Source organism: Rhizobium sp. 62_C5_N11_2, from assembly GCF_051811185.1.
In the GTDB taxonomy this organism is placed as follows: Bacteria; Pseudomonadota; Alphaproteobacteria; order Rhizobiales; family Rhizobiaceae; genus Rhizobium; species Rhizobium leguminosarum.
Window position 1 is genome coordinate 304728 of record NZ_JBPWPW010000002.1, and the last position, 24597, is coordinate 329324.

The following is a 24597-nucleotide window of genomic DNA, read 5'->3' on the forward strand; positions in this document are numbered from 1 at the left end:
CCTCCTTCCTGAGTTCCGGTGGCCGGGGGCCGAAGCTTCGAATGATGCAGCGGGTGGCTTTGTGCCGACGTCGGGATCCGCATGTGCCGGGGCGGATAGTTGGAAGTCGAGCTTGGCGATCGCCATGTTCGATATCTCGGCCAATTCGGCGGTCGGTCAGGTGGAGACAAGCGAGGCTACGCCCTTGAGCGGACGAAGGGCTAGGCGAGGCAACTCCAGTGCGCATCGTCGCCGATCATTGCGAACCTCTGGCCTCACGTTTGGCTGCTGGCCCACCAGCAGTGCGATGCCCGATTTCCTTCATCGAGCAATTCGGGGCGGGGCAGGTCAGCCGGCTTGAGGCCGGAGAACCGCGTCCGCCAAGGTCGCTGCTCGGCAAGTTGTCCGCGGACAACACCACTTCCAGCGCTCATCGCGTGAGAGAAGGCCGTATCCGCCTGGCGCCTCCTCTGCGAAATCCGCGCAATCGTCAGGCTTGAATTTGCCGCATTGCGACATTACCTCGTGACGGACCGAAGCGCTTTCCCCTCCTAGCCGCTTCGGTCCGACGGACAGCACTTCTCCTCCCAGGCTGTCGGTCACTATCGAAGCCCGGCGCATCTCTCCCGCGCCGGGCTTTTGCCATTCTGGCAACCTGCCGTCGGACAGGCAACGCATCCCCGCCTTCCATTCGTGTCGATCCGACCTCGCGAGATTTGTCGAGGTCGAGGAGGCTTGGGCCGGCGATGGGATGTCTGCGTCGCCGGTTTATGCCGCGACCGCCGCATCGACTCCAGCAGAAGAGCCGCGCGTGGTTGTCTCGCGAGACCGCTTGTGAACAAGCCGCGCGCCAAGAGCGCCACGACCGACGATGGCGCGGACGCCACCGCTTACTGGCATCTGCTTCCGGTCTGCGCGGCGCCTTCCAGGAGGAAGCGCCGAATGCCTTGGTGATGTCGTTCCAGTCTATTAGAGCGGATCAAGTCAAATGTTGGTGCACCATATCTGACGCACGCCGGCCGCTGCCCTTCATTACGCCGTCGGCACCCAATCCGGTCTCGATCTCAGTCGGTATGCGGTGGCTCGGATCCTTGCCGCGCGCTTGCTGAATTCAAGAGAGGATGGATGGTGATTTCCGCAGCCGGCCCTCCAGCACCGGGCAGGGAAGGGTGCCGGTGGTGGGTCTGGACTAACCCTCGAGATCGCGAGATCCGAGGCCGGCGCTCCGAGCGTGTTGCCGCCTGTGCCTTACGCCGGGTGCTTGAGAGTTGCGCCGTCATCGTGGTCAGAAGTGCGGCTAGCTGATCGCGCCGGTCGAAAGAAGAATGGTGTCGAGGACGTCTCTTCGATGCCGCCGCGCGCCGCATTGCTCTCGTTCCCCATGGAGGTGGGCCAGTTGGTTTTGCGGAACCGGTGCGGATTCCTCAGACGTCGTCATAGCAGAGCGCCCATTGGTCGCCGATATGCCAGCAGCGCCCTATCCGCGGGTCCGTCTTCCAGAGCAGGCTCTTGACGAATTCGATGCCGCCGCGTCTGAAGGCGGCGGTCAGCGCCTCGATCTCGTTATCGTCGATTGACAATCCACCGTTGGCGCAGACGAAATAGGCTACGCCGATCCAACGCGCCGCAAATCCACCCTCGCCGCGCACGATACGAAGCGCAGCGCCATGGGACGCGTGACGGCCGCCTTTCGACGGTCGGTCCTGGCGCGGCACGCCGAGCGGCAGCACCAGACGCCCTCCAGGCCGCAGTCTTTCGATCCAGGGTTCAGCAGGCCGCGCGACGGCGAAATTCACATAGATCGCATCCACCTCTTGCTGCGGCCATTGACTGCCGTCGGCGTTGATGACGCTGACATTGGCTCGATCCGCCAGCGCTGCTTGAGCGTGGGCGGCCAGATCCGGATCCATCTCGACGGCATAGACATGACCAGCAGGGCCGACCAACTCTGCGAGAATGGCGCTATAGTAGCCGGTGCCGGCGCCGATATGGGCGATACGGTCGCCGATTTGTACGTCTAGCTCTGCCAGGAGCCGGGCATGCAGTGAGGGGCTGCCATTGTTGATGCCCTTGTCGGTCAGCAGGGCGAATAGCACGTCCTGATAGGCCAGAACCACGTCGGAGGAGGGGAGGGGGCGATATCCGCCGCCTATATTGGCGATCTGCCATGGCGGCGGACCGAGAAATTTTTCGCGCGGGACGGTGGCAAAGGCAGCTTCGATCCGCGGGTTCGTCGTGGCGGCGGTTGCCACTACCTGATGGGCGTAAGCGCGGCGGATCACCGCCAATTCGTCGGCCGTGAACATCGCAGTCGGCATGGGCAAATCTCCGGGCATGGCTTTGATCTGTTCCCTTTTTACGTCTTTGCGGCTCCAAATCCATCTCTATCCCGATGCCTGATCCTTATGGATGGTGGATAGTCTTACTTGACAAGGAAGCCTATGACGGAAGGTAAGTGTTATTTAGCTTCCATGTAGGAAAAGTACGGTGTCACTTCATAGGGTTAATGTTCCGCAGGCTGCAGAATTTAGCTTCTTCGCCGCACATCAAAGTGTGGCCTGCAAAGAGGCGGCATCGGCCCTTGGATGCCAAGCACTCCCCAGCGCCATCGACACGTTTCAGGCGTCGGGTATCGCGCGGTGCCTAGTGTCTACTCTGAAACGCTTCTTGATCCTGTCGACGGGTGTACCGTCCTGAAGCGGAACCTGGACCAGTCGATCATAGGTCTCGAAGCCCATCTTTGCGTAATAGCCAAGGCCGCTGACGTTGTCGGCGCGAATGGTGGCATTGATGAATTCGAGCCCGAGCTCTTCCGCTGCCGCTCGGGTTGCAGGAAAAAGTGCGCTGCCGACGCCTGCGGTCCTTGGGTTCATGCGGGCAAAGGTCGCAATGTCGGCGAACCCTTTTGGCGGATCGCCGTATAAGCTCAGCGACTGAAAACCGACGAGCGACTGATCGTGCTCTGCGACATGGCAGGTAAGAGGAAACTCGCCATCGATGAACCAGTCCGCGAACTCGGCAGCCGAAAGCGGTGTCTCGAGTGCGGTTGTTCCGCCGGCCCGGATGATCTCGTTCAGGAGACTGCTCAGCTCCTCCGCGTCAGCAGAAACGGCCCTTCGAATGTGCATGTCCTGGCTACCTCGTCTCCGACCAACAGCCTATTGGCAAAATTAGAGAGTACAAGTCACCATGTCGTCTGGAAGGGCAAATTCCGTTCGGCGTTCAACGAACCTGCTTTACGCGCGTGGTGTTCAGGCACTCAAAAGCTTTTGCGTCTTTCGGTCGAAGAAATGAACCTTGGCGGTTTCGAATGAAGACTTCGCCCGTTTTCTGGTGCCGAGCGAGGCCCATTGCAGATAGGAACTGGCGCGATGAGATACGGCGTGGACTCATTACCGCGTAGCCAAATTCGGATTGATGCGAATTTGACGAACGCCAGATAGTTGGCCGCGAGTTTGGTGTATCTGGTCGCAACACGCCTACATTGCTTAATTTTGTTGAAGAACCGTTCGATCCGGTTGCGTGCGCGATAGAGATAGGGGCTGAAGCAGATCGGGTCTTTGCGGTTTCGTTTCGACGGAATGTTCGCCCATGCTCCTTGCTGGCGAGCCAGCTCTCTAATCCGAACGGCGTCACCCGTGTGACACGTTAGCTTAGATGCGTCGCGTGAAGGCGCCGTCAACCACCAGATTGGCGCCGTTGACGTAGCTCGCCGCTGGGCTCGCCGTGAATGCGACGACGTTGGCGATCTCCTCGGGCCTCGCCATGCGGCCCATCGGGATCATGGCAACCGCATTACGAAAATCTTCGGGTTGCTCGCTCTTGATTCGATCCCAGGCACCACCGTCAAAGAACGTCGAACCGGGGCTGACGACATTGGCTCGGATACCCTTGGGCGCGACGGTCCGGGCGAGCGACTTGATGTAAAAGTGCAGCGCAGCCTTTATGGCGCCATAGGATACCTCTGTGTAAGCATTGAGTTCTGAATCCTCGACTCCCCCAATCGAGCCAATGGCGACGATGCTCCCCGCCCGTGATCGCTCAAGGTGCGGCATAACCGCCTCAACTGCCGTCACAGTGTGGATCAGATCGACGTCGAAGGCCGACTGGAACGCCTCGATACTAAGGCCGAAAGATAGAGCGCTGGCATTTGCCACCAAAATGTCGACACCCCCAAGCGCCGCCGCAGCGCTTCCAACCCAGCTCCGAAGTGCCGCTGGGTCTTTGACGTCAACGGCCCGGCCCCAGGCCTTGCCTCCCTTGGATTCTAGTGCCTTGACCGCGTCCTCAACGGCGTCTCCGCTGCGGGCACAAATCGCGACGTCGGCTCCCTCCAACGCAAGACGCTCAGCGATGGCAAGCCCAATCCCCCGAGTCGAGCCGGTTACCAGTGCCTTTTTGCCAGTGAGCTGCAGATCCATTTCATGGGCTCCTCTAGTCCGACATCCATTGGAAATACCGCTTTGTGAGGTTAGGTATGTTCCCTGCAGGCAAACGCGGCAAGACCGGATCGGCATGATGATCATATCAACGTTAGGATGCCATGATCGGTGATGCCTTCAGTTTTGGTGATCTCGGCTGGCAAGCCGGCAGCCGCAAGCCTGCTTTATCGGCAATTCCGCTTTTGGCACATAGCATCGTCTCGCTGCTACGCAGCAACGTGTCGGCCATAGGGGCATAGCGGACTCTGTCAGGCTATCAGTCCAGCAGACTTATGAGTTCACGGCCTAACCATCGTGATGCTGAGCAAATTTGGCCATGGCGGAGATGATGATGACGGCGGACGCGGCACCAGGATCGATGTGCCCGATCACGCGGTCCCCCAATCGCGAAGCCCGTCCCTTGGCCGCCGTCATGTTGCTGGTCGCTTCACAGCCTGCCCGCGCTGCCCGCTCCGCTGCCTCGAAGCATTGGGCGAGGGGCTTTCCCGACTGCCGGGCATCGAGTGCTGCGTCGGCTGCGGGCTTCCAGGCGTCAACCATCGTCTTTTCTCCGGGTTCGGCCTTTCCGCGTTCCTGGATTCCCTGCGCCATTGCCGCAAAGACGCTGAGGAAGTCGTCATCGCTCAATGTCTGCTTGCCTTTGGCGGCCGCTCCGGCGCGCATGAAGGCCGTGGCATATAGCGGGCCGGACGAAGCGCCGACCGCATTCAGGAATGCCTTTGCCGCGACGTTGAATGGGGTTGTCGGGGCAATCCCGGCGTCAAGTTCGCCGACCGCTTTCGCCGCGGCCTGGCAGCCCGCATCCATGGCAAGGCCGTGATCCCCATCGCCAATGGCACCGTCCAGTTCGCAAAGATGATCCCGTTCCGCCGCAATATCCTCGGCAATCCCGGCAAACAAGCGCTGCAGATCTTCGGTCGTAAACGTCATCGATTACCTCGCAAACATCGCGCAATCACAGGGGTGGTCGATCAATCGCTGAAGCTCGTCGTCAAGATGCATGACCGTGATCGACGCGCCGGCCATTTCGAGCGAGGTGCAGTAATTCCCGACGAGCGACGTATGGAGGATGAGCCCGGCATCGTCGAGCCGGGACTTCACGCGCCGCATCATGATGTAGAGTTCCATCATCGGGGTCGAGCCCAGCGAATTGACGAGTACCGCGACACGATCGCCCCGGTCTGCGTTCATTTCGCGAAGAATGCTGTCCATGAGTTCGTCCGTCACCGCGTCGGCCGGCCTCAGCGGCTCGCGCGCCACGCCAGGCTCCCCGTGGATGCCCATTCCGATCTCCATCTCCCCTTCGCCGATCAGGAAGTTCGGCCGGAGGGTCTGGGGCAGCGAACATGGGGAAAGCGCGACACCCATCGTATAGGTTCGCGCATTGGCATGGCGGGCGGCGCGCTCGACATCGTCAAACGAGTAGAGAAGATCGCACGCTGCGCCGGCGGCCTTGAAGATGAAGACGTTACCCGCCACGCCCCGTCGTCTATCCCTTTGATCGGGAGGAGCAGACGCCACGTCATCCGTGGTCAGGACGGTGCGTACCTCGATCTCGTCAAGTGCCAGCATCTCGGCTGCCATGTCGAAGTTCATCACGTCGCCGGCATAATTGCCATACATGAACAGCACACCGGCGCCGCCGTCGACTGCCATGGCGCAGGCGACAATCGGATCGGGCGGCGGCGACGCGAAGACGTTGCCGATTGCGGCCGCGTCTGCAAGCCCCTTGCCGACGAACCCCAGAAATGTCGGTTCGTGCCCGGAGCCACCACCGATGACCAATCCGACCTTGCCCTTTCGCGGCCCGTTTCTGGCGACGATCGCGCGGGGCATGTCCTCTACCGCGTAGAGATGGCGCGGATGGGCCGCCAGGACCCCCTGCAGCATCTCATCGACGGCATCGGCGCCGGAATTGATAAGCTTCTTCGTCTTCACATCGATCCTCCCGAGAGCGAGTTCCCGATCGCATAGATGCAGCAGCACCGCTGGAGGTCAATCCGCCAGCACGTCGCGCTGCAGCGGCAAGACGGTGACAGCCAATGGGGCAAGCAGCAGATCCCCGCTTGAGTCCTTGCCGGTCGGCCCGCATGCGCTGCAATCGACCTTTCTCTCTTTGCTCGTCAGATTGACGACGTACAGCCTGGCGCCTGTAGTATCCCTTGCAACGAAAGACAGGACCTCAGAGGGTGAGGAGGAGACGCATTCCTGCCAGGATGCACCAGTCAAAGCGGAGAGTGTCCGTATGGTGTTGAACAGCGAGCGCCGGCCGCCTTGTTCGGTCGGTTCCGCCGGACCGGCGATCAAACCGAACGGACCGGTCAGGGCCGATAGCGTCAGGCATTCCAGATCGGCATCCAGCACCCGTATCGCGTAACCGAATGCAAAAGCCTCCGCGAAGCGTCCATTGTGGCGTGGGTCGCGGTTGGCCATGGGTATGCGAGAGCCGGACGGATTGTCCATCGTGCGGCTGCCATAGGGGTTTTGCCGCATCGGGATCGTCGACGGGCCGATGCGGTAGGGCTTGTCGCCGTAGATCGCACGCACAGACCGGGTGATGAAGGGCAGGGCTTCCAATGTCTGCATGACGCTGAGATCGTCGGCCGCATGCACGATCGGGTTGGTGCAGTGGCTGACGAAGTCGAGCTGTCCATCCGGGACGCGCTTCCGGTTGAGCTCGGTGAAATAGCTCAGCATGCCGCCGCCAATGCGAATGCCGGGAAAGGCAGCGCGAGCGGCGGTATAGACTTCATCCAAAGGCGGGCAATCCGGCCAGGCGCTGCCGGGCGGCGTCGACTGCCGGTCGACCGAAGGCGAGATCATGATCGCATCGGGCTTGAATTCCGCCAGCTGCATTTGGCGGGCGATCTCGGCGGTCTCGCTTGACGGCGATAATTTGCAGGGAAGGGCAATCTCCAGCGTCGAGCGGCCGCGATGGACCGTCGCGATTGCTGCGAACCGCCTGAGCGCGTCGACGCCGTGCCGGGCACTCGGGTCGAAATGGAAGAGGAGTTCCTGAGGAGCGATCTCCGTCAGGACGGACTTTGCCAAGAGGGTCGCATCGGCCTCTTCGGGTGTAATAATCACGCCGATATCCGGCATGGTGCCAGTGCGCGCACCGAGCTCGAGTTTTATGGCGCCGACTGACAGCCCAGCCGAAGGATCCCGTGTGGCACCGTTGATATCCCTGATAACAAGCGACGTCTTTTGACGGACAGGCTGATTGGCGGCAATCTGGTAGGGCCAGGGCAGGGCGAGCGGCCTGACATATGTCTTATAGGATGCGTCCGACCAGTTCCTTTGATCTTCCATTTCAAAGGTGTCGCCCTCCATCCGGCATTCCGCCTGAACGTCAGGCATGACCAGGTGGGTGATGGCGCGCATGTCCTTGAACGGCTGCCAGGGCTCAATGAGATCGGGAAACCGTGTTGCCACGACCTCCCCGTCGACATGCTCGACCGTCGCCGGTGAACCTGCCAAACCGACGATCGGGTGCAGAATGCAGAAGCCGCAGCGGTTGGTCTCGAAGCCGGTCGAGGCGATGGCCTCAGCCTCGAAGTCGAGCCGGTCCGCAGTTGCGCTGATGCGAACGTCAATGACAAGCCTGGTATCGTCGGGTCCCTCGCAGCGGGCGAGATAGGCGACCTCGAAGCGATCGTCACTCTGCTCGATGCGGAGATCGGTGATTTCAGGGCTGTAGGTGCCCCAGTCCCGGTCGCGAACGAGATAGGAAATCGCTCGCAGCACCTCGGTCCCGTCGTAGCGGATGGTGCGGAGGTTGCCGTTGGCGAGATCGGCTTCCAGTTTTCCCGCTCTCAGCCGAATCGGCGGCGTTTCGACGAGGCGAGTGCCGTAGAGCTGGAACGCATCGACCGTCATCGCAGCATCGCTCCGACATCGATCGTCTGTCCCCTGGCCGCACTGTCATAGGCGGCCTCGACGAGCGCAAAAGTTTTCAGATTGTCAGCCCCTGACGTCGAGTGTTCCGCGCCGCGTTCCAACTGATCGACCCAATGCTGCTGGATCGTATAGACGCTCTCCTGGATGTTGTGCCAGGGCCGCGAGGCCCATGACAGCAGCTTCGGAGACACGTCCGTGGTCGTGGTGCCCTTGGCGTTGGTGACTTCGAGGCCGTAACCCTGGGTCAGGCGGATCGTGCCTTCCGAACCGTCGAGCTCGATCAAGGTCTCGGGGAATGGCTCCCTGGAAAGCTTGGTGGCGTAGCTGACGTCGACGACCGACGTGGCGCCGTTTTCGTGATCGAGCAGAATGGTCGCGACATCCTCGCCCTTGATGATGGGATTGACCCGCTTGGTGCGGGCCGTGAGCGATCGAACGTCGCCAAGGATATAGCGCGCGATATCGAGCGTATGGATGCCAAGGTCTTCAATAATGAACCGTTCGCCCTCGGCGAGATAGGGCTGACCGGAAAAGACGTCGTAGGCCGAACGGAAGGAGAAACGGCCCCAGAAGGGCGTGCCGATGGCATCGGCCTCCAGCGTCTTCCGCACCGCCTGGATCGGCGTCTGCCAGCGAAAGTTCTCGTGCACCATTAGCGGTATGCCGGCGTTGCGGCACGCCTCGACCATCGCCTTCGCATCCGACAAGGTCTTGGCGAACGGCTTCTGGCAGATGGCCGGCACCTTGTTCGCGGCCGCCATTTCGACGAGGGTACGGTGACTTTGGACGGTCGTGGCAATGTCGACGAAATCAAAACCGCCATCGGCGAACAACGCCTCGGCATCGCCATAGCGGCGATTGATGCCGAACTGATCGCCGACGAGCTTCAGCCGCTCTGGGTCGCGATCGCAGATCGCGACAATGCCGGCACCTCGAACGTCATTCCAGGCATGCATCTGGTTTATCGCAAAGAAGCCGCAACCGATCAAAGCTCCTTTTAATTCCGTCATCTCAACCTGCCTTTGCCATCTGCATGAGGGTAACGCGCTGCTGCAGGCGGCGTTGCGCCTGGTCGACGACGACGGCAATGATGATGACGAGGCCCTTGATGACCATCTGCCAGAAGGAGGAAACGCCCATCATCACCAATCCGTCGGAGAGGATGCCGATGACGAAGGCTCCAATGATCGTGCCGCCGATCGTGCCGCGGCCGCCCGACATCGAGGTGCCGCCGAGCACGGCTGCGGCGATCGCATTGAGTTCGAAGCTTTCGCCGGTTGCCGGATGGGCTGCCATCAGTTCGGAGGAGATGACGACGCCGACGATGGCCGCGCAAAGTCCGGAGAACATGTAGACGAAGATCTTGACGACATCGACCCGGATACCGGACATGCGCGCAGCCCGCTCATTGCCGCCGACGGCGAAGATGTGACGACCGATCGGTGTCGAGCGGGCGACATAGGCGGCCAGCAGCGCAAGCACGATCAGGATCCAGATCGACACCGGCAGGCCGAGAATGCGTCCCGCGCCGAAGAAATCGAAGCCGGTCGTTGCATATTCAGGCCGGCCGACAAGGTTCGGAAAGGTCTGGCCGTCCGATGACAGCAGGGCGAGACCGCGGGCGATATAGAGCGTACCAAGCGTGGCGATGAAGGGCGCGACGTTGAGCTTGGTGATCAGCAGACCGTTGATCAGACCGATGAGCAGGCCGATCGACAGGGTGATCAGCACGATCTCGAAAAGGTTGAAAAAGATGGTGTAGCCAATCGGCAATTCGATGCCGTAAAGGATCAGACCGCCCGCGACCATGCCGCAAAGACCGACGATCGATCCGACCGAGAGATCGATGCCGCCGGTGATGATGACGAAGGTCATGCCCATCGCCAGGAACGCGTTCAGCGCCACATGCTTCGACATCAGGATCATGTTCGCCGTCGAGGTGAAGTTCGGTGCGAAGATCGCAAAGAAGATGATGACGGCAAACAGCGCGATGAAGGTCCTGAGCTTCATCAGCGTCAGAAGCACGGAGCCGTTGGCGCCTTTCGGCGTGAGAATAGTTGATGTAGCCGCCATCATGACGCGAGTTTCCCTTGATGTCCGTGTCCCTTGGCAGAAGCCGCAATGATGGCTTCTTCGGTGGCCTCGTTCCGGTCGAAGACGGCGACCAGCTGGCCGTTGCTCAAAACCGCGATGCGATCGGAAAGCGCCATGACCTCTTCGAGGTCGGAAGTCGAAAACAGAATGGCAAGCCCGTTTGCCGCCAGCCGCCGCATGGTGCGGAAGACATCGGCCTTGGCGCCGACATCGATGCCGCGGCTCGGTTCATCCATCAGAAGCACCTTCGGATTGGTCATCAACGCCTTACCGATGACGACCTTCTGCTGATTGCCCCCTGACATCGAGGTCACCTCGAAATCCGGGTTCGGTGCCTTGATCGAGAGATCGCGGATCGCATCACGAATGGCATTCTTCTCCGCACGCCTGTCGATATGGAAGAGCCGGGTGAAGCGGCCAAGGCTCGCCAGCGTCAGGTTGGAGGCAATCGAGAGGACCTGGACCAGACCTTCCCGCTGCCGGTCTTCCGGAATGAGCGCAAGGCCGCGGCGGATACGTCGCGTGGTGTCGCGGGCGCGAACCTGCTTGCCGTCGATGAAGATCTTGCCGGTCGAGTGCGTGTGACGCCCGATCACGCATTCGAAGAATTCGCTGCGTCCCGCACCCATCAGGCCATAGATGCCGAGGATTTCGCCTGCCTTGACCGACAGGGAGACATCGTTGACCGAGAGCCCGCCCGTCGGCCGCGGCAGGCTGATGTTTTCGGCACGAAAGACCTCAGCTCCGATGGCGTGATTCACGGATTTTGCAAAATCCTTGGCATCCGAGCCGATCATCGAACGCACGATCCAGCGTGTATCGATGTCGCGGACCATGGCCTCGCCGGTGATCTGGCCGTCACGCAGCACCGTGATGTAGTCGCCGATCCGCATCAGCTCTTCGAGCCGGTGCGAGATATAGACGATCGCCACGCCCTGGGCCTTCAGTTCCGCGATCACCTTGAACAGGATCTCGACCTCGGCCGCCGAAAGAGCCGAGGTCGGCTCGTCCATGATCAGGATCCGGGCATTCAACGACATCGCCTTGGCGATCTCGACGAGCTGCTGCTGGCCGATCGGCAAATCCTCGACCATCGTATCGGCCTCGATCCCGGCATCGAGACGCTTCAAAAACGCATTGGCCTTTTGGACCTGCGCCTTGTGATCGATGCCGAGGATACCGCGGGTGATTTCGCGCCTGGCGAAGATGTTTTCTGCGACCGACATGTTGGCGAAGAGATTGAGTTCCTGGAAGATCATCCCGATGCCATGCGCTTGCGCGTCCGCAGGGCTGTCGAAGGATACGGGCTTGCCATCCAGGATGATGCGGCCGAGCGTCGGACGCTCGACACCGGCGATGATCTTCATCAGCGTCGATTTGCCTGCGCCGTTTTCGCCGACAAGGACGTTCACTGCCCCGCGACGCAGCTCGAGATTGGCGCGCTTGACGGCGACGATACCCGAATAGACCTTCGACACGTCGTCGAGGCGCAGGATGACATCGTCCTTTTGTGCCTCTCCTGTGGTCATGGGCCGACCTTCAGTTCCGAAGGCGTTATGAGCGGCAGCTCGCCGCTCTTCGGCAGCGGAAAGGCGCCGATCGCGGTTACCGTCTTGCCGGCGAGGCCCTCACGCGGGATGGCGGAGAGAAAGGAGGTATTGGCCTTCTCGTTGAAGGCTTTGCCAAACTGCGCCCACTCGATCTGGTTCTTGAATTCGTTGAAATTGACGAACTCCAATGTGTCGCGCAGCGCCGTGCCCCGCAGCGCCGGCCCGATCTGCACCTTGGCTTCGGCCTTGCCGTCGCCATCTGCGTCGACATCGAGCGTTGCCGCGCGAGAGGCCGTATCGGCCGCGACAATCTTGCCGGTGATCTTCACCGCATAGGTCCATGGCGAGCTGCTCTGCTTGCGGGGATTGCCGTATTTCTCGCCGGCCGCGTCGGGGCTGGAGGCGGAAAGCTGCATGACGTCTTTGAGGTCGCCGGCGCGCTTCTCGAAATAGGGCACGGCCTCGGACTGCCAGATCGCCTCGACCTTTGCATTCGGGTCGAAGGCGGTCTTGGCCGCTGCCGCAGCCTTTTCCTCAGCCGTCGGCGTCTTGATGATCTTGCAACCGGGCAAGGCTGCCGCCACGACGGCAGCGAGCAGGGCGCCCTTCATTCTCAACATGCTTTAAACCTCGACGTCTTGCGAAATGCATTGCGGAGGGCGCAGCGCTGCGCCCTTCGCAATTCGCGGCTGATCAGTTCGTCAGGGCGAAGGTTTCGAGTTTGCCGGCATTGTCGGCATTGATGAGAACGCAATCCATCAACTGCTTCTCTTCCTTTGGCGTCGTCTTGTTCTTGATGTAGGCGTCTGCCTGTTCTACCGCCAACTGAGCCTGCGCATAGGCGGGCTGCAGGACCGTTGCCTTGATGCCGCCCGACTTGATGGAGTCGCGCACGTCGTTGGAACCGTCGAAGCCGACGACAATCACGTCCTTGCGGCCGGCCGCCTGCAGTGCCGCGATCGCGCCCATGGCCATCGTGTCATTCCCTGAAATGACGCCCTTGATGTCGGGATTTGCCTGGAGGATGGTTTCCATCTTCGAATAGGCTTCCGTCTGGCTCCAGTTGGCCGACTGCTTGGCGACGGACTTCAGGTCCGGATAGTCGTCGATGACGTCGTGATAGCCTTGCGAGCGGATGCCGGCATTGGTGTCGGACTCCTTGCCCACCAGCTCGACGTAATTGCCCTTCTCGCCCATCAGCTTGACAAATTCCTGCGCCCCGAGCTGGGCGCCCTGATAGTTATTCGAGACGATCTGGGCGACGGCAACGCCCGTCGCGTTGATTTCGCGGTCGATCAGGAAGGAGGGAATGCCCGCATCCTTTGCCTTCTTGACGGCCGCGACGGAGGCGTCGGCTCCGGCATTGTCGAGAATGATCGCCTTGGCGCCGCGCCCGATCGCCGTGTCGATCATTTCCGACTGCTTGTTGGCGTCGTCGTCATGCGTCATGAGCAGCGTCTCGTAGCCGAGCTCCTTGGCCTTGGCTTCGGCGCCGACGGCTTCGGCCTTGAAGAAGGGATTGTCATGCGCCGGCGTGATGATGGCGATGAGATCGGCCGAAAAGGCCGGAAGAGCCGTACCAAGCGCGAGGGCGCCGGCAAAAGCTGCAAGTGTCAGTCTGCGCGTCAGTTTCATATTTTCCTCCCTGTTGTGAATGAAGCCCCGACTTCCCGGAGCGGCTAACCCCGTCTCCTCGGGGCAGTTGAAGGGGGAGGGCTCGCCTCCCCATGCCGGTTCAGGTGATGCGCCGGATGCTTTCGGCGATCTCCTGCGGTTCGAATACCTTTTTCCAGTCGTCGCGCATCAGCGCCGGGATGCCGAACTCGATCGCCTTGTTGCAGGCATCCGAGAACACGCCGTCGACTTCCTTGAAGATGACCGCGCCGAGCACGTTCATATGGCCGAGCAGGAAGTCGCGGGCAGCCTGTTCAGGCACGCCGCGTGCCACGCATTCGTCCATGGCCTGCCGCATGACGACGAGCAGCGATGCGCAGACGGTTTCCGACAAACCCGGTTCGAGCATGGCAAGCTGGTCGACCGTGACCCGGTGCGAGCGCATGACCGGAGCCCAGATGAGTTTGGCGATTTCCTCGCCAAGCGCATAGGCGCTCTCGGGACCCTGCATGAGCGCCGAGACGATGTGCTGCTTGGCGAACAGGCCGCCGAAATGGTCCTTCTTGGCCTGCATCTCCGTCTCGTCGTTGAAGATCGGCGGATGGCAGGGATGGGTGACGAAGTAGGTAAGATCGTCGCGCTTCGGCAGGTGGCCGGCAAAGGGAGCCGCTGCGTCCAGCGCGATCACCATCGTGCCTGATGTGAGCTTGTCGGCGATGCCTGCCGCCACTTTGCCGATCGCCGTATCCGGCACGGCAAGGATCACCACATCGGCGCCATCGAGTGCGGCATCGACGGGTAGGCAATCAAGGCCGAGATCATTCTTCAAACGGGCCTTGCCTGCGTCGCTCACCTCGACATGGCGCACCTCGAAACGCGAGCCTTTGAGGTTTTTGGCAAGCCGGTATCCCATTTTTCCGCCTGCGCCGAAGAGGGCAATCTTAGTCATGTTTTCCTCACCTGTTCCGTTATCAATAGGATCATACACTGGTATGATGAGTCAATCACCATATCACTACTTAATCGTTGGAATCACGTTTTTCCGCGATCGCACATTTCGGCCGATGCCGGAGGAAACCATCAGTGCTTCCTCCCCTCACGGATCTGGACGAAATAGCCGTCCGTCCCGACCTGGCCGCCTTTGAGCGCAATCTGCAGGCCGTTGGTCGGCTGATAGTCGCCATGCGCGAGGCAAAGCGGAGAACCCGGCGTCTGGGGAAGCGGAAGAAGCGTCGTCAGCGCGTCGATCTTCAACTGCCTGAGTGCGTGACTTGATGTGTCGCCGCCGGCGACGACCGCACGCGAAAGCCCTTCGTTCTCGATCAGGCGGCGCAAGATCGTGCCGAGCGCGCTTCCGAGCCGGTGACGAGCACCCGGAAGCTTGTCGATGTCGGCGCCCCGGTCTGCAGACGGTCCAAGCGCCGTGTAAAGAATGACGCTCTTGCCTTGCCTGAGCTTCTCGGTTCCCGCCTCTACCGCAGCACTCACCGCGCCCTCGCCTTGCTCCGAGACCAGTGCAAGCGGATCGAGCGCGATACTCTCGAAGCCATTCTCGACAGCCGTCCGGATCTGGCGCTCGGTCGTCGGCGATACGCTGCCCGACACGACGGCGAGGCGGTCGGCCGGGCCGATATCGGGAAACTCGGCTTTGCTTTCGCCGATGAAGCCGCTCCGCCGCCATGCGCTGAGCAGGGCATATTCGACCCCCGAGGAGCCGGCGACGAAGCTCCCCGAGCGGCTGGCGACACGAAGCAACTGCCGACCCGCGGCCTCCTGCGTCGCCTCGGAATCGACATCGATGAGCAGAATCCCCTCGGAACCCGACGCCAGACCGTCGATACCCGCATCGGCGTCAGCCGCGGTGATCGCGATAAGATCGGCGACCAGGACGGGAAGCAGGGTTTGCTTCGACAAGTGAACGGCAAGGTCCGCCTCGTCCATCGGGGTCACCGGATGACGGCTCATGACAGGATGGCGATCGATGCGAAAGACCCGGCCCTGGTAAGCGGCAAAGAGGTTGCCGAATGCCGTGTAGCGCTTCAGTTGCGGCGCGCCGACGATGACCGGTACGACGGATTGCCTGAAGACCGTACGGCCTATTTCGATCGCCTTGCCGATATTGCCGATCTCGGGGCTGGAATCGAAGGTCGAGCAGACCTTGTAGTGGCAGATGGCGGCGCCAAGCGAATTCAGCCATGCGAAAGCGCGCGTAAGGTGCTCTCCCATCCATGCGGGCGTCTCGCTGCGGCTTGTCCCGGCAATGCCGATTGCCCGGCAATCGCTAAAGCGTGCAAGCAGTTCCGGCGTCGGAACGTCGAGGAAGAGCACGGTCGACACACCGTTCGAGGCCAGGGCCTCCATCACATCGGTGGAGCCAGTAAAGTCATCGCCGTAATAGCTGACGAGAAGTCCATCCATCGCGGTCACGCACCCTTGCCGTCGCTAAATTTTGCAATCGAGGCGGCGAGTTCCGGGTGCTCCCTGGCGTAGATCTCTAGCGGGATGTCTGCGACTGCGGCCTGCCAGGCCTGCTGCACCGCGCGAACGCCGGCCGCCGGGCCACCGGGGTGGCTGACGATGCCGCCGCCGCAGAGATAGAGAAGATCGACGGTCCGGCCGGTTCGCTGATAGGTCTCCGGCGCCTGCCCTCCCCACTGGCCCGACCCGGCAACCGGAAGCGGGCAATCCGAGGCATTAAACAGCGGCGTACTGACGGCCTTGAAGGATGAGACGAAGCTGTCGTCCGGCTCCCAATATTTGACCCTGATGCCGTTGATCTGGAATTGGTCGACGCCCAGCAGCCGCCAGAACTGCTGGTAGACCTTGAAATCCATGCCGGCGCCGGGGTCGCGTGTCAGCACGTCCCAACCGTTTCGATGCGCGTGCAGCACCAGATTCGAGCGCTTGCGCAGAAAGCTCATGCCGCCGAAGCCGATCGAGTTGATGTTGACGACGGCGCAGTTGCCGCCGGCCTTGGCGACGATATCGTGGTTGCGCATCATCTCGTCGGGGTCGGCATGCGAGATGCCGAAGGCATACATGACCTTCCTGCCGGTCTTCTGCTCGTGATCGAGAATGCGCGGCATGATCGCCGCAACGCGGTCCCTGAGCGGCGAATAGGCCGGGCTCATCAGTTTTTCGTCATCCTTGATGAAGTCCACGCCGGATGAGATCAGCTCGCCGACGAGTTCCGCCGTCTCGTGTGGCCTGAGGCCAAGCGCCGGCTTGACGATCGTTCCGATGATGGGGCGGCCTTCGACGCCGGTGAGGCGGCGGCTTCCAGGAATGCCGAACTGCGGTCCGGGATGCGCGCTTTTGAAGGCGTCGGGCAGCGTCATGTCGACGATGCGGATGCCGGTCATGCCCTTGATGGAATAAACGCCGCCGATCGCAATGGTCATCAGTGCCGAAAGATCGGTCCCGATCGCCTCCAACGGAAAGGCAATGTCGACATCGGCCCGATTGAGCAGCGTGCCGGGGGCGACCTCGGGCCAGGTCGGATGACGCGCATCTTCGAGTGGGCGGATTGCCAGCACGCGGGCGGCAACACGCGACTTCAGCTCTTCGGTTTCGCCGGGAACGGGCACGAAGGTGCCGGTCGACTGGTCGCTCGCGATCTTGTCCGCCATTGCCTCGACGCTGCCGGGCGTTTCGATACGATAGGTCAGGCTAATCATCATGAAACGGACGGTTGCTCCTCTCGCCGCCACATTGCCATGGCGTCAACTCATGATCTGGTATAATGAGTATTCCAACTTATTGAAAGTAGAATCTTCGCACCCGCAATTTTCGCCGGCGGCTTTGTTCTCGACCCGGAAAACTGTTAGGAGGAAACATTTTGAGCCAGCGAGATGTGATGACACAGCCCCTCGAACAAATCGTCCGCCGGAAACTCTCTGACGAAGTGTTTGATCGACTTGAGCGAATGATCACGTCGGGCGAGCTTCAGCCCGGCGACGAAATGCCCTCCGAGCGCGTACTGATGGAACGCTTCGGCGTCGGCCGGCCGGCGATCAGGGAGGCCATGCAGTCCCTTGCCAACAAAGGTCTCGTCAACATTTCGCACGGTGAGCGGGCGAAGGTCCTCAGGCTGACGGCGAAATCGATATTCCGCCAGGTCGATCTCACCGCCAAGATCATGCTGTCGCAATCGTCGGATTCGTTGGAATACCTCAAGAGCGCCCGCATCTTCTTCGAGCGGGGCATGGCGCGCGAGGCCGCGCAGCGGGCGTCCGCAAATGATATCGCCGACCTCAGGAACATCATCGAACGCCAGCGAATGTCGCTTGGACGGGCCGAAGAGTTCATCGACGCGGACATGGAATTCCACACCCGCATCGCGCAGATATCAGGCAACCCGATCTACGTCGCCGTCAGCGAAGCCATGCTTGCCTGGTTGAAGGAATATCATACCGAAATGCTGATCTGGACCGGCAAGGAAAAGTTCACGCTCGCCGAACACGACGAAATCGTCGACCGCCTTGAAGCAAACGACGTGGATGGCTCGGAAACGGCACTTCTCAAGCATCTCGAGCGGTCGCGAGCGCTTTACGCTAAGTAGTGTCGCGCCTCCATCGCTCGTCTCCTGATCCCATCTCACCGTTGATCCTCGGTCGCGCCCGCGGCTTCTGAAGCTATGGCATATTTGTAAGCAGCAACTGCGGAACAATGACGCGCCGGCGAGGTTCTGAATAATCACGCAAAGATCCTAAGGAGGACATCAGATGCGTATGAAACTCGTAGCAGCTTCGCTTCTTTCCATCGGCATGGCCACGTCTGCCTTCGCCCAATCCAATCCGGCACCGGCCGGCGCCACGATCGATAAAAACCAGGCCGATCAGGGTGGCGGTGCAAGCGGCAATATGAAGGCCAAAAAGCCGATGGCGACCGATACCACCACGACGGGCTCCACGAGCACCGGCACAATGAAAACCGACAGGACCAAGTGCCCCAATCCGGTCAACAACTCCGCCAAACTCCAGACACAAGGCGGCACGAGCAACGCGACCCCGATGGATGAGGCCTGCGCCGCGCATAATAATTGATCGGCCGCTTCACGAAAAAACCCCGCTCCGTGAACTGATCCCCGAGGTTGGATGTCCAATTTTCTGGGGTCAGTTCACGGGGCGGGTTTGTTCGTGAGGAACTCTAGGAAGCCGGCCGCCGAGGCGCTGACCGTCACCGGCGTGATGGTTTAAAGCGCTCCCTTCCTAGCGTTTGCGGACGACAGTGCGGCGCTCCGTCGGTTTCCTGTCGGTTGCCTCTTCTTCGGCGAGTGTTGCCTGCGGCTAGGGGAAGGATCGTGCTGCTTTGCTCACGCGATCAACTGCCGTAGGGGGCTATCTCATCGCGCTCGCCCGCGCGGAAGAAATCAGGTCGACCTTAAAGGCGACCGAGCCATCGAACTCCTCCATGATTTGGTCGGCCTCGGCCGACCGAGCGTACTCGGTGATGATCCGAACGAGCCCCTAGTTCCCGAGATCGGCTGCGTTCGACGCAAACGGTGGCAATCGCGGGCAGGCCCTGCGGAGGACGGCGTCTACGGTCCGTTACCGTACGGCAACGATTAGGACGTCCAGAACTTTCCTTTTCATCCAAGGAGAGAAAAATGACGTCTTTATCTGCAGTACACTCTGCTTCTCATAGCAAACAAACTTCCGCAATCGAACTAAAGATCGTTGAGCTGACGCCGGCATTACGCGCCTTCGCCAGAAGGTTCCTGCGCAACGAGGACGATATCGATGATCTCGTGCAAGAAACACTGATGAAGGCCTTAAACTCGCTCCATCTCTACCACCCAGGCACCTCGCTCAAGTCCTGGCTTTTCACGATTCTTCGAAACACGTTCTGCACCAATTATCGCAAGCAAAGACGGGAGCCGGCTGGACTGGACGTGGCGATGGAACAGGTTTCAATCGCGCCAGCCCAGGAGTGGGCGCTACGGGAGCGGGAGTTGCAACATGCACTAACTCTTCTTCCCGACGACAGGCGCCGCGCCCTAACGCTAGTGGCTACCGGAACGAGTTACGTGGACGCCGCCAGGATGTGTGGGTGCCGAATCGGCACATTGAAAAGCCGCGTGAGCCGCGCCCGCGAGTCCTTGCTGTTGATGCTGGGAAACCAACTCCTTGACTAACCACGCTTGCAGCCAGGAGATTCGATCGGGGAGCTAGCGTCACCGAGGTTTTGCACTTCCAGGTGGGCAACTCCTTATTCCACCCGAGGATTGATGGTTCCGCACCAGGCGTCTCCAGAGCCTTCACGTGATGCTATCGGCTTCGTTGTATGCGAGGGCTGGCTGGGCTTAGTCGCCCGGGGGCCGGCCAGCCAAACAAATAGGCCTGTCCCAATGCGTGTTTCAAGCGCAATTCCGACGCGCTCGGCGGATTTGCCACTCCTTGTACGGCTTTAACATTTGTCCAGGGAAACGTCTTTCTATGGCGCTTTCGGTCAGAACGATTTTTGCGAAGTCTTCGTCATGAGGCGAAGGCTTAACCCAGGTTTCACTGCGGATTTCCAGATCAGCCATCATTGTGAAGAGCTCTTCATCCGTCATCGCCTCGAGAGCGGAGGCAAACGCTCGCTCCGCGACAGCCATAAAATATATCACAGTGCACCTCCTGCCGAGCACGGCGTCTGTGCCCTCAATGCACAGCACGCTCACGGCGGTTTGCTTCTCGGTTACTTTCCAGGAAAATCCTTTTCGGTCGTCGCAGCCGCCGGGCGCCTGTTCTGCGATCCTTCTCTATCGGACGCTCGCAGAGGGGCCGTGGGCGCACTGGCGACAAAGAGGCCGAGTCCGACAGCACCGAGTGCAACGACGAAAGTACCTGCGATGGCAGCGGCCGACCGCTGTCCATCCTGCTTGATCATCCCCAAGCCAATAGCAATTCCCAGGAGAGCTGCTCCGCCCGCAACTACAAAAAGCCAGAGGTAATTCATCGGCTCCACTCCAGATGTTCGGCCACCCAACCCTGAATGACGACGAAGGTTCCCGGCGATCTCACAAACGGCTGCCCTCCGGGTGGGGATATTCGTGTCTTGCGTTTATGCGGCGGATTGACGCACAACTCCCGCGATGATATTCATGTGCTAATTGGTCAGGCCAGTTGACCAGCTGCGCGGCTTGAGGAGAAGCCGCCGGGGAGGCCCACGATGTTTTCGCCTGTTGAATCACGCCGTCTTTATAGGCAGGTTGCGGATCAGATTCGCCTGATGATCGCGAGCGGCGAGCTTGCCGTCGGCCAGCGGCTGCCGGCTGAGCGCGACCTTGCGGAGCAACTGTCGGTCTCACGCCCGACCGTCCGCGAGGCACTGATCGTCCTCGAGGTCGAAGGTCTCGTCAACATCCGCATGGGATCCGGCATCTATGTGGTGCGCCAGCATGCTGCGACCGTCGCTGGCGCCGAGCGCGAGCCGGTGGAGGGGCCTTTCGAGCTGCTGCAGGCGCGAGCCCTCATCGAATGTGCCATAGCCGAAGAAGCTGCCGGTCGCGCAAAGCCGGACGATATCGCTCTGCTCGATGAAACGCTGACGCGCATGGGTGGCGTGGTCAACGATGCGAGCGCAGTGCTCGATGCCGATCGCGCCTTCCACACCGGCATTGCCGCCATCATTGGGAATGCGACATTGATCCGCGTCACGGGCGAGATGTTCGACATGCGCATGACCCCTTATTTCGCAAGGCTCGCCAGCCACTTCGAGGGGCCCACGACATGGCGCAGCGCGCTGGACGAGCATCGCGCCATTCGCGACGCGATCGCCGCCGGCGATGCCGCCGGCGCCAAGGCGGCCATGCGCGCTCATCTCACCATGTCGCAGAAGAGGTTTTCCGAGAGCTTCGGGGAGGAGTTTTCGGGGGAAGAGGAGCGCGGACGCAAGAAGCGGCCGTCGAAAGGAACATCCAAGACTTAACCCAAGCTCGGGAGGAGAGAGCAATGAAAAGCAGACTGGCAACGATACTTTGCACCGCAGCCGCGATCATGGCGAGCAGCGCGATCGCGCAGGCCCAGACAGTGCTGAAATGGGCGCATGTCTATGAAACGTCCGAGCCCTTCCACACGGATTCCGTCTGGGCTGCGGAAGAGATCAACAAGCGCACCGACGGGCGCTACAAGATCGAGGTCTATCCGGCATCGCAGCTCGGCAAGGAAGCAGACATCAACCAGGGCCTCAAGCTCGGGACGGTCGACATCATCATCTCGGGATCGAGCTTTGCGGCACGCGACTACAAGCCGATCGGTGTGACTTACTTCCCCTATATTTTCCGCGGTCCCGATCACCTGATCGCCTACACCAAGAGCGATGTCTTCAAGCGTCTTGCCAAAGGCTATGAAGACAAGACCGGCAACCATATCGCCGCCGTCAGCTATTACGGCACGCGCCATACGACATCAAACAAGGCGATTACCAAATGCGCCGATATGCAGGGCTTGAAGATCCGGGTGCCTGACGTTCCGGCCTATCTCGCCATGCCGCGCGCCTGCGGTGCCAACACGACGCCGATCGCCTTTGCCGAAGTCTATCTCGCTTTGCAGAACGGCACGGTCGAGGCACAGGAAAACCCGCTGACGACAATCGAGGCGAAGAAATTCTACGAGGTCCAGAAGAACATCATCCTCACCGGCCACATCGTCGATCACCTTAACACCGTGATCTCGAAGACGCGGTGGGCAAGCCTTTCCGACGAGGACAAGAAGATCTTCGGCGAGGTCATGCAGGAGGCCGCCGAGCGCACCAGCAAGACGATCGCCGGCAAGGAAAACGGTCTTATTGCGACCTTCAAGGAAAAGGGCCTGAACGTCGCCGAGGTCGACAAGGCCGATTTCGAAAAGGCCGTGATGGAAAAGGTCAAGTTCGAGGATTTCGGCTACGAGAAGGCCGATTGGGAAGCAATCCGCGCGATCCAGTAAAACTCGCGGCGCGGCGCCTTACAGCGCCGCGCGTCTTTCAGACGCGCAAGGACGCTGTAACACTTGGTTGCTGCAGGCGCCGCGCTCCTTCATTCCGAACTGGAACAGGGCCGATCATGTCGCAAGAAATTCATACGCAAATCACGGCCGAAGAAATCGGTCACGAGTTCGAAGGGCACGCTCCGACCGCAAACGTCTCGGATTACGCCATTGAAGACTGGATCACGCTGATCGTCTTCTGGCTGATGGCGGGTTGCGTCTTCCTGCAGTTCTTCACGCGTTATGTGCTGAACGACAGCTACGCATGGACCGAGGAAATCGCGATCAATTGTCTGATTGGCGTCGTCTTTCTCGGTTCCGTCATGTGCGTGCGCACGTCGCGGCATATCCAGGTGGATGTGTTCTATCACTATATGCCTGCAAGCCTGGCGCGCGTGCTCGCCACTTTTGTCGATATCGTCCGCATCGGCTTCTTCGCCTATGGCTGCCATCTGATGTGGCGCTACGTCGACATCGTGGCGGACGAGCAGATGGTCACGATCGATCTGCCGCGCAACATCGTTTTCTACGCCGTTCTCGTCGCCTTCGCGCTGATGCTGATCCGCGCAGTCGTCGTCTTCATCGCCAATATGCGCCGCGGCTACTCCGTTCTGGAGCGCCCCGAAGAATTCCAGACCGTCGAGGGTTGATCCGATGCTACTTCTTCTTGGCTCGTTTCTGGTGCTGATGCTGGTCGGGGTGCCCGTTGCCATCTCGATGGCCGTCGCATCCGTGCTTTATATCGTCCTCTATGACGTCGCGCCCGACATCATCGTCGCCCAGCGCATGATCGCCGGGGTCGAAAGCTTCCCGTTGCTCGCCGTGCCCTTCTTCATCCTCGCGGGCAACCTGATGAACTCGGCCGGCGTCACCGGCCGCATCTATTCCTTTGCCGTTGCTCTCGTCGGCTGGATGAAGGGCGGTCTCGCGCAAGTCAACATCATCGGTTCGGTCATCTTCTCCGGCATGTCCGGCACGGCGCTGGCCGATGCAGCGGGTATCGGCACGATCGAGATCAAGGCAATGAAGGATCACGGCTATCCGGTCGAGGCAGCGGTCGGCGTGACGGCGGCTTCGGCAACGCTCGGTCCGATCTTCCCGCCGTCGCTGCCTTTCGTGATCTATGGCATGATGGCGAACGTCTCGATCGGCGCTCTTTTCATGGCGGGCATCCTGCCCGGCGTCGTCATGACGCTCCTGATGATGATCACTGTCGCCGCCTTCGCCTACTGGAAGCGCTGGGGCTCCGACGCGCCGTTCGATGTTAGACAGCTGCTGTCGGCGGGGATGGAAATCGTCGTCGTCCTGGCGGTGCCGCTGGCCATCTACCTGCTGATGCAGGCGGGCGTATCGATGAATGTTGCGGCGGGCATTGCCCTTGCCCTGCTTCTTGCTCTCGACTGGTATTTCCGCTTCTCCGCCGTCATGGCGCTGATGACGCCCGTCATCCTGATCGGCGGCATGACAATGGGCTGGTTCACGCCGACAGAGGCCGCCGTCGCAGCCGTCCTCTGGTCTCTGTTCCTCGGTCTGGTGCGTTACCGTACGATGACACCCTCGACGCTTGCCAAGGCAAGTTTCGATACGATCGAGACCACGGCATCGGTTCTCTTCATCGTCACCGCGGCATCGGTCTTCGCCTGGCTGCTGACGGTAAGCCAGGCGGCGCAGCTGCTGTCCGATGCGATCCTCTCGATTACCGACAATAAATGGGTTTTCCTGATCCTCGTGAACCTGCTGATGCTCTTCGTCGGCTGCTTCCTGGACACGATCGCGGCCATCACCATCCTCGTGCCGATCCTTCTGCCGATCGTCCTGAAATTCGGGATCGATCCCGTCCAGTTCGGTCTCATCATGACGCTGAACCTGATGATCGGCCTGCTGCACCCACCGCTCGGCATGGTGCTTTTCGTGTTGTCGAGGGTCGCGAAACTCTCCGTCGAACGCACGACCATGGCGATCCTGCCCTGGCTGGTGCCGCTCTTCCTGGCGCTAATCCTGATCACCTTTGTCCCCGCCGTATCGCTGTGGCTGCCGCAACAGCTTGGACTGTTGAGATAAGGATGG

General features: G+C 60.6%; 23 protein-coding genes and 1 pseudogene. 8 read left to right on the plus strand and 16 right to left on the minus strand.

Annotation, left to right across the window (positions count from 1 at the left end):
* Positions 1-1403 precede the first annotated feature (1403 nt).
* The 4 genes and pseudogenes from AB8B31_RS25090 to AB8B31_RS25105 all read right to left on the minus strand — a co-directional run bounded on the left by AB8B31_RS25090 (position 1404) and on the right by AB8B31_RS25105 (position 4400).
* Positions 1404-2315 (minus strand): protein-L-isoaspartate O-methyltransferase family protein, encoded by a 912-nt coding sequence (locus AB8B31_RS25090; protein WP_018516927.1) that lies wholly within the window; start codon positions 2313-2315, stop codon positions 1404-1406.
* A gap of 282 nt (positions 2316-2597) precedes the next feature.
* Positions 2598-3107 carry a GNAT family N-acetyltransferase gene (locus AB8B31_RS25095; RefSeq protein ID WP_018245462.1) on the minus strand — a complete coding sequence of 170 codons (510 nt, stop codon included), beginning with the start codon at positions 3105-3107 and terminating at the stop codon, positions 2598-2600.
* A 251-nt stretch (positions 3108-3358) separates the two neighbouring features.
* Positions 3359-3646, minus strand: a pseudogene (locus AB8B31_RS25100) (IS5/IS1182 family transposase); the annotation flags it as partial.
* Positions 3633-4400 carry an SDR family NAD(P)-dependent oxidoreductase gene (locus AB8B31_RS25105; protein WP_018516929.1) on the minus strand — a complete coding sequence of 256 codons (768 nt, stop codon included), beginning with the start codon at positions 4398-4400 and terminating at the stop codon, positions 3633-3635. The gene AB8B31_RS25105 and the pseudogene AB8B31_RS25100, both read right to left, overlap by 14 nt.
* Positions 4401-4522: 122 nt before the next feature.
* Between AB8B31_RS25105 and AB8B31_RS25110 the strand changes: the two genes are divergently transcribed.
* Positions 4523-4660, plus strand: a complete 138-nt coding sequence (locus tag AB8B31_RS25110; RefSeq protein WP_020572901.1) for a hypothetical protein — start codon at positions 4523-4525, stop codon at positions 4658-4660.
* A 46-nt stretch (positions 4661-4706) separates the two neighbouring features.
* On the opposite strand, the gene dhaL is transcribed toward AB8B31_RS25110, so the two are convergent.
* The 11 genes from dhaL to oiaX all read right to left on the minus strand — a co-directional run bounded on the left by dhaL (position 4707) and on the right by oiaX (position 17259).
* A complete protein-coding gene (dhaL, locus tag AB8B31_RS25115; protein WP_018516930.1) occupies positions 4707-5351 on the minus strand; it encodes a dihydroxyacetone kinase subunit DhaL in 645 nt (214 codons plus the stop codon).
* A gap of 3 nt (positions 5352-5354) precedes the next feature.
* On the minus strand, positions 5355-6359 hold the full coding sequence (locus tag AB8B31_RS25120) for a dihydroxyacetone kinase subunit DhaK (RefSeq protein ID WP_018516931.1): 1005 nt from the start codon (positions 6357-6359) through the stop codon (positions 5355-5357).
* A gap of 57 nt (positions 6360-6416) precedes the next feature.
* Entirely contained in the window at positions 6417-8300 is a 1884-nt protein-coding gene (apnL, locus tag AB8B31_RS25125) for a D-apionate lactonase (RefSeq protein ID WP_018516932.1), read from the minus strand.
* Complete coding sequence (locus AB8B31_RS25130) at positions 8297-9331, minus strand: Gfo/Idh/MocA family protein (RefSeq protein WP_018245457.1); 1035 nt, start codon at positions 9329-9331, stop codon at positions 8297-8299. Before AB8B31_RS25130 ends, apnL begins: the two co-directional genes overlap by 4 nt.
* A 1-nt stretch (position 9332) precedes the next feature.
* Positions 9333-10397 carry an ABC transporter permease gene (locus tag AB8B31_RS25135; protein WP_018516933.1) on the minus strand — a complete coding sequence of 355 codons (1065 nt, stop codon included), beginning with the start codon at positions 10395-10397 and terminating at the stop codon, positions 9333-9335.
* On the minus strand, positions 10394-11944 hold the full coding sequence (locus tag AB8B31_RS25140) for a sugar ABC transporter ATP-binding protein (protein ID WP_018516934.1): 1551 nt from the start codon (positions 11942-11944) through the stop codon (positions 10394-10396). The genes AB8B31_RS25135 and AB8B31_RS25140 overlap by 4 nt, the downstream gene beginning before the upstream one ends.
* Positions 11941-12585: a DUF2291 family protein gene (locus AB8B31_RS25145; RefSeq protein ID WP_018516935.1), complete on the minus strand. Its 645-nt coding sequence runs from the start codon at positions 12583-12585 to the stop codon at positions 11941-11943. The genes AB8B31_RS25140 and AB8B31_RS25145 overlap by 4 nt, the downstream gene beginning before the upstream one ends.
* 73 nt (positions 12586-12658) lie before the next feature.
* On the minus strand, positions 12659-13600 hold the full coding sequence (locus tag AB8B31_RS25150; RefSeq protein ID WP_003550404.1) for a D-ribose ABC transporter substrate-binding protein: 942 nt from the start codon (positions 13598-13600) through the stop codon (positions 12659-12661).
* 100 nt (positions 13601-13700) lie between these two features.
* A complete protein-coding gene (locus tag AB8B31_RS25155; protein WP_018516936.1) occupies positions 13701-14528 on the minus strand; it encodes a phosphogluconate dehydrogenase C-terminal domain-containing protein in 828 nt (275 codons plus the stop codon).
* Between the two features lie 131 nt (positions 14529-14659).
* A complete protein-coding gene (locus AB8B31_RS25160; protein WP_018516937.1) occupies positions 14660-15997 on the minus strand; it encodes a four-carbon acid sugar kinase family protein in 1338 nt (445 codons plus the stop codon).
* 5 nt (positions 15998-16002) lie between these two features.
* Complete coding sequence (gene oiaX, locus AB8B31_RS25165) at positions 16003-17259, minus strand: 3-oxo-isoapionate-4-phosphate decarboxylase OiaX (RefSeq protein ID WP_018516938.1); 1257 nt, start codon at positions 17257-17259, stop codon at positions 16003-16005.
* A gap of 176 nt (positions 17260-17435) precedes the next feature.
* Here oiaX and AB8B31_RS25170 point away from each other — a divergent pair, with 176 nt between their 5' ends.
* From AB8B31_RS25170 to AB8B31_RS25180, 3 genes are all read left to right on the plus strand, one after another.
* Complete coding sequence (locus AB8B31_RS25170; protein ID WP_018245449.1) at positions 17436-18140, plus strand: transcriptional regulator NanR; 705 nt, start codon at positions 17436-17438, stop codon at positions 18138-18140.
* Between the two features lie 163 nt (positions 18141-18303).
* Positions 18304-18624 (plus strand): hypothetical protein, encoded by a 321-nt coding sequence (locus AB8B31_RS25175; RefSeq protein WP_018516939.1) that lies wholly within the window; start codon positions 18304-18306, stop codon positions 18622-18624.
* Between the two features lie 563 nt (positions 18625-19187).
* A complete protein-coding gene (locus tag AB8B31_RS25180; protein ID WP_018516940.1) occupies positions 19188-19715 on the plus strand; it encodes a sigma-70 family RNA polymerase sigma factor in 528 nt (175 codons plus the stop codon).
* Between the two features lie 222 nt (positions 19716-19937).
* Here AB8B31_RS25180 and AB8B31_RS25185 read toward each other — a convergent pair whose 3' ends face one another.
* On the minus strand, positions 19938-20177 hold the full coding sequence (locus AB8B31_RS25185) for a hypothetical protein (RefSeq protein ID WP_032990312.1): 240 nt from the start codon (positions 20175-20177) through the stop codon (positions 19938-19940).
* A 557-nt stretch (positions 20178-20734) separates the two neighbouring features.
* Between AB8B31_RS25185 and AB8B31_RS25190 the strand changes: the two genes are divergently transcribed.
* The 4 genes from AB8B31_RS25190 to AB8B31_RS25205 all read left to right on the plus strand — a co-directional run bounded on the left by AB8B31_RS25190 (position 20735) and on the right by AB8B31_RS25205 (position 24591).
* Complete coding sequence (locus tag AB8B31_RS25190; RefSeq protein WP_018516943.1) at positions 20735-21493, plus strand: FadR/GntR family transcriptional regulator; 759 nt, start codon at positions 20735-20737, stop codon at positions 21491-21493.
* 23 nt (positions 21494-21516) lie between these two features.
* Positions 21517-22491, plus strand: a complete 975-nt coding sequence (locus AB8B31_RS25195) for a sialic acid TRAP transporter substrate-binding protein SiaP (protein ID WP_018516944.1) — start codon at positions 21517-21519, stop codon at positions 22489-22491.
* 116 nt (positions 22492-22607) lie between these two features.
* A complete protein-coding gene (locus tag AB8B31_RS25200; protein ID WP_018516945.1) occupies positions 22608-23180 on the plus strand; it encodes a TRAP transporter small permease in 573 nt (190 codons plus the stop codon).
* Between the two features lie 4 nt (positions 23181-23184).
* Positions 23185-24591, plus strand: coding sequence for a TRAP transporter large permease (locus tag AB8B31_RS25205; protein ID WP_018516946.1), 1407 nt, complete (start codon positions 23185-23187; stop codon positions 24589-24591).
* Positions 24592-24597 lie beyond the last annotated feature (6 nt).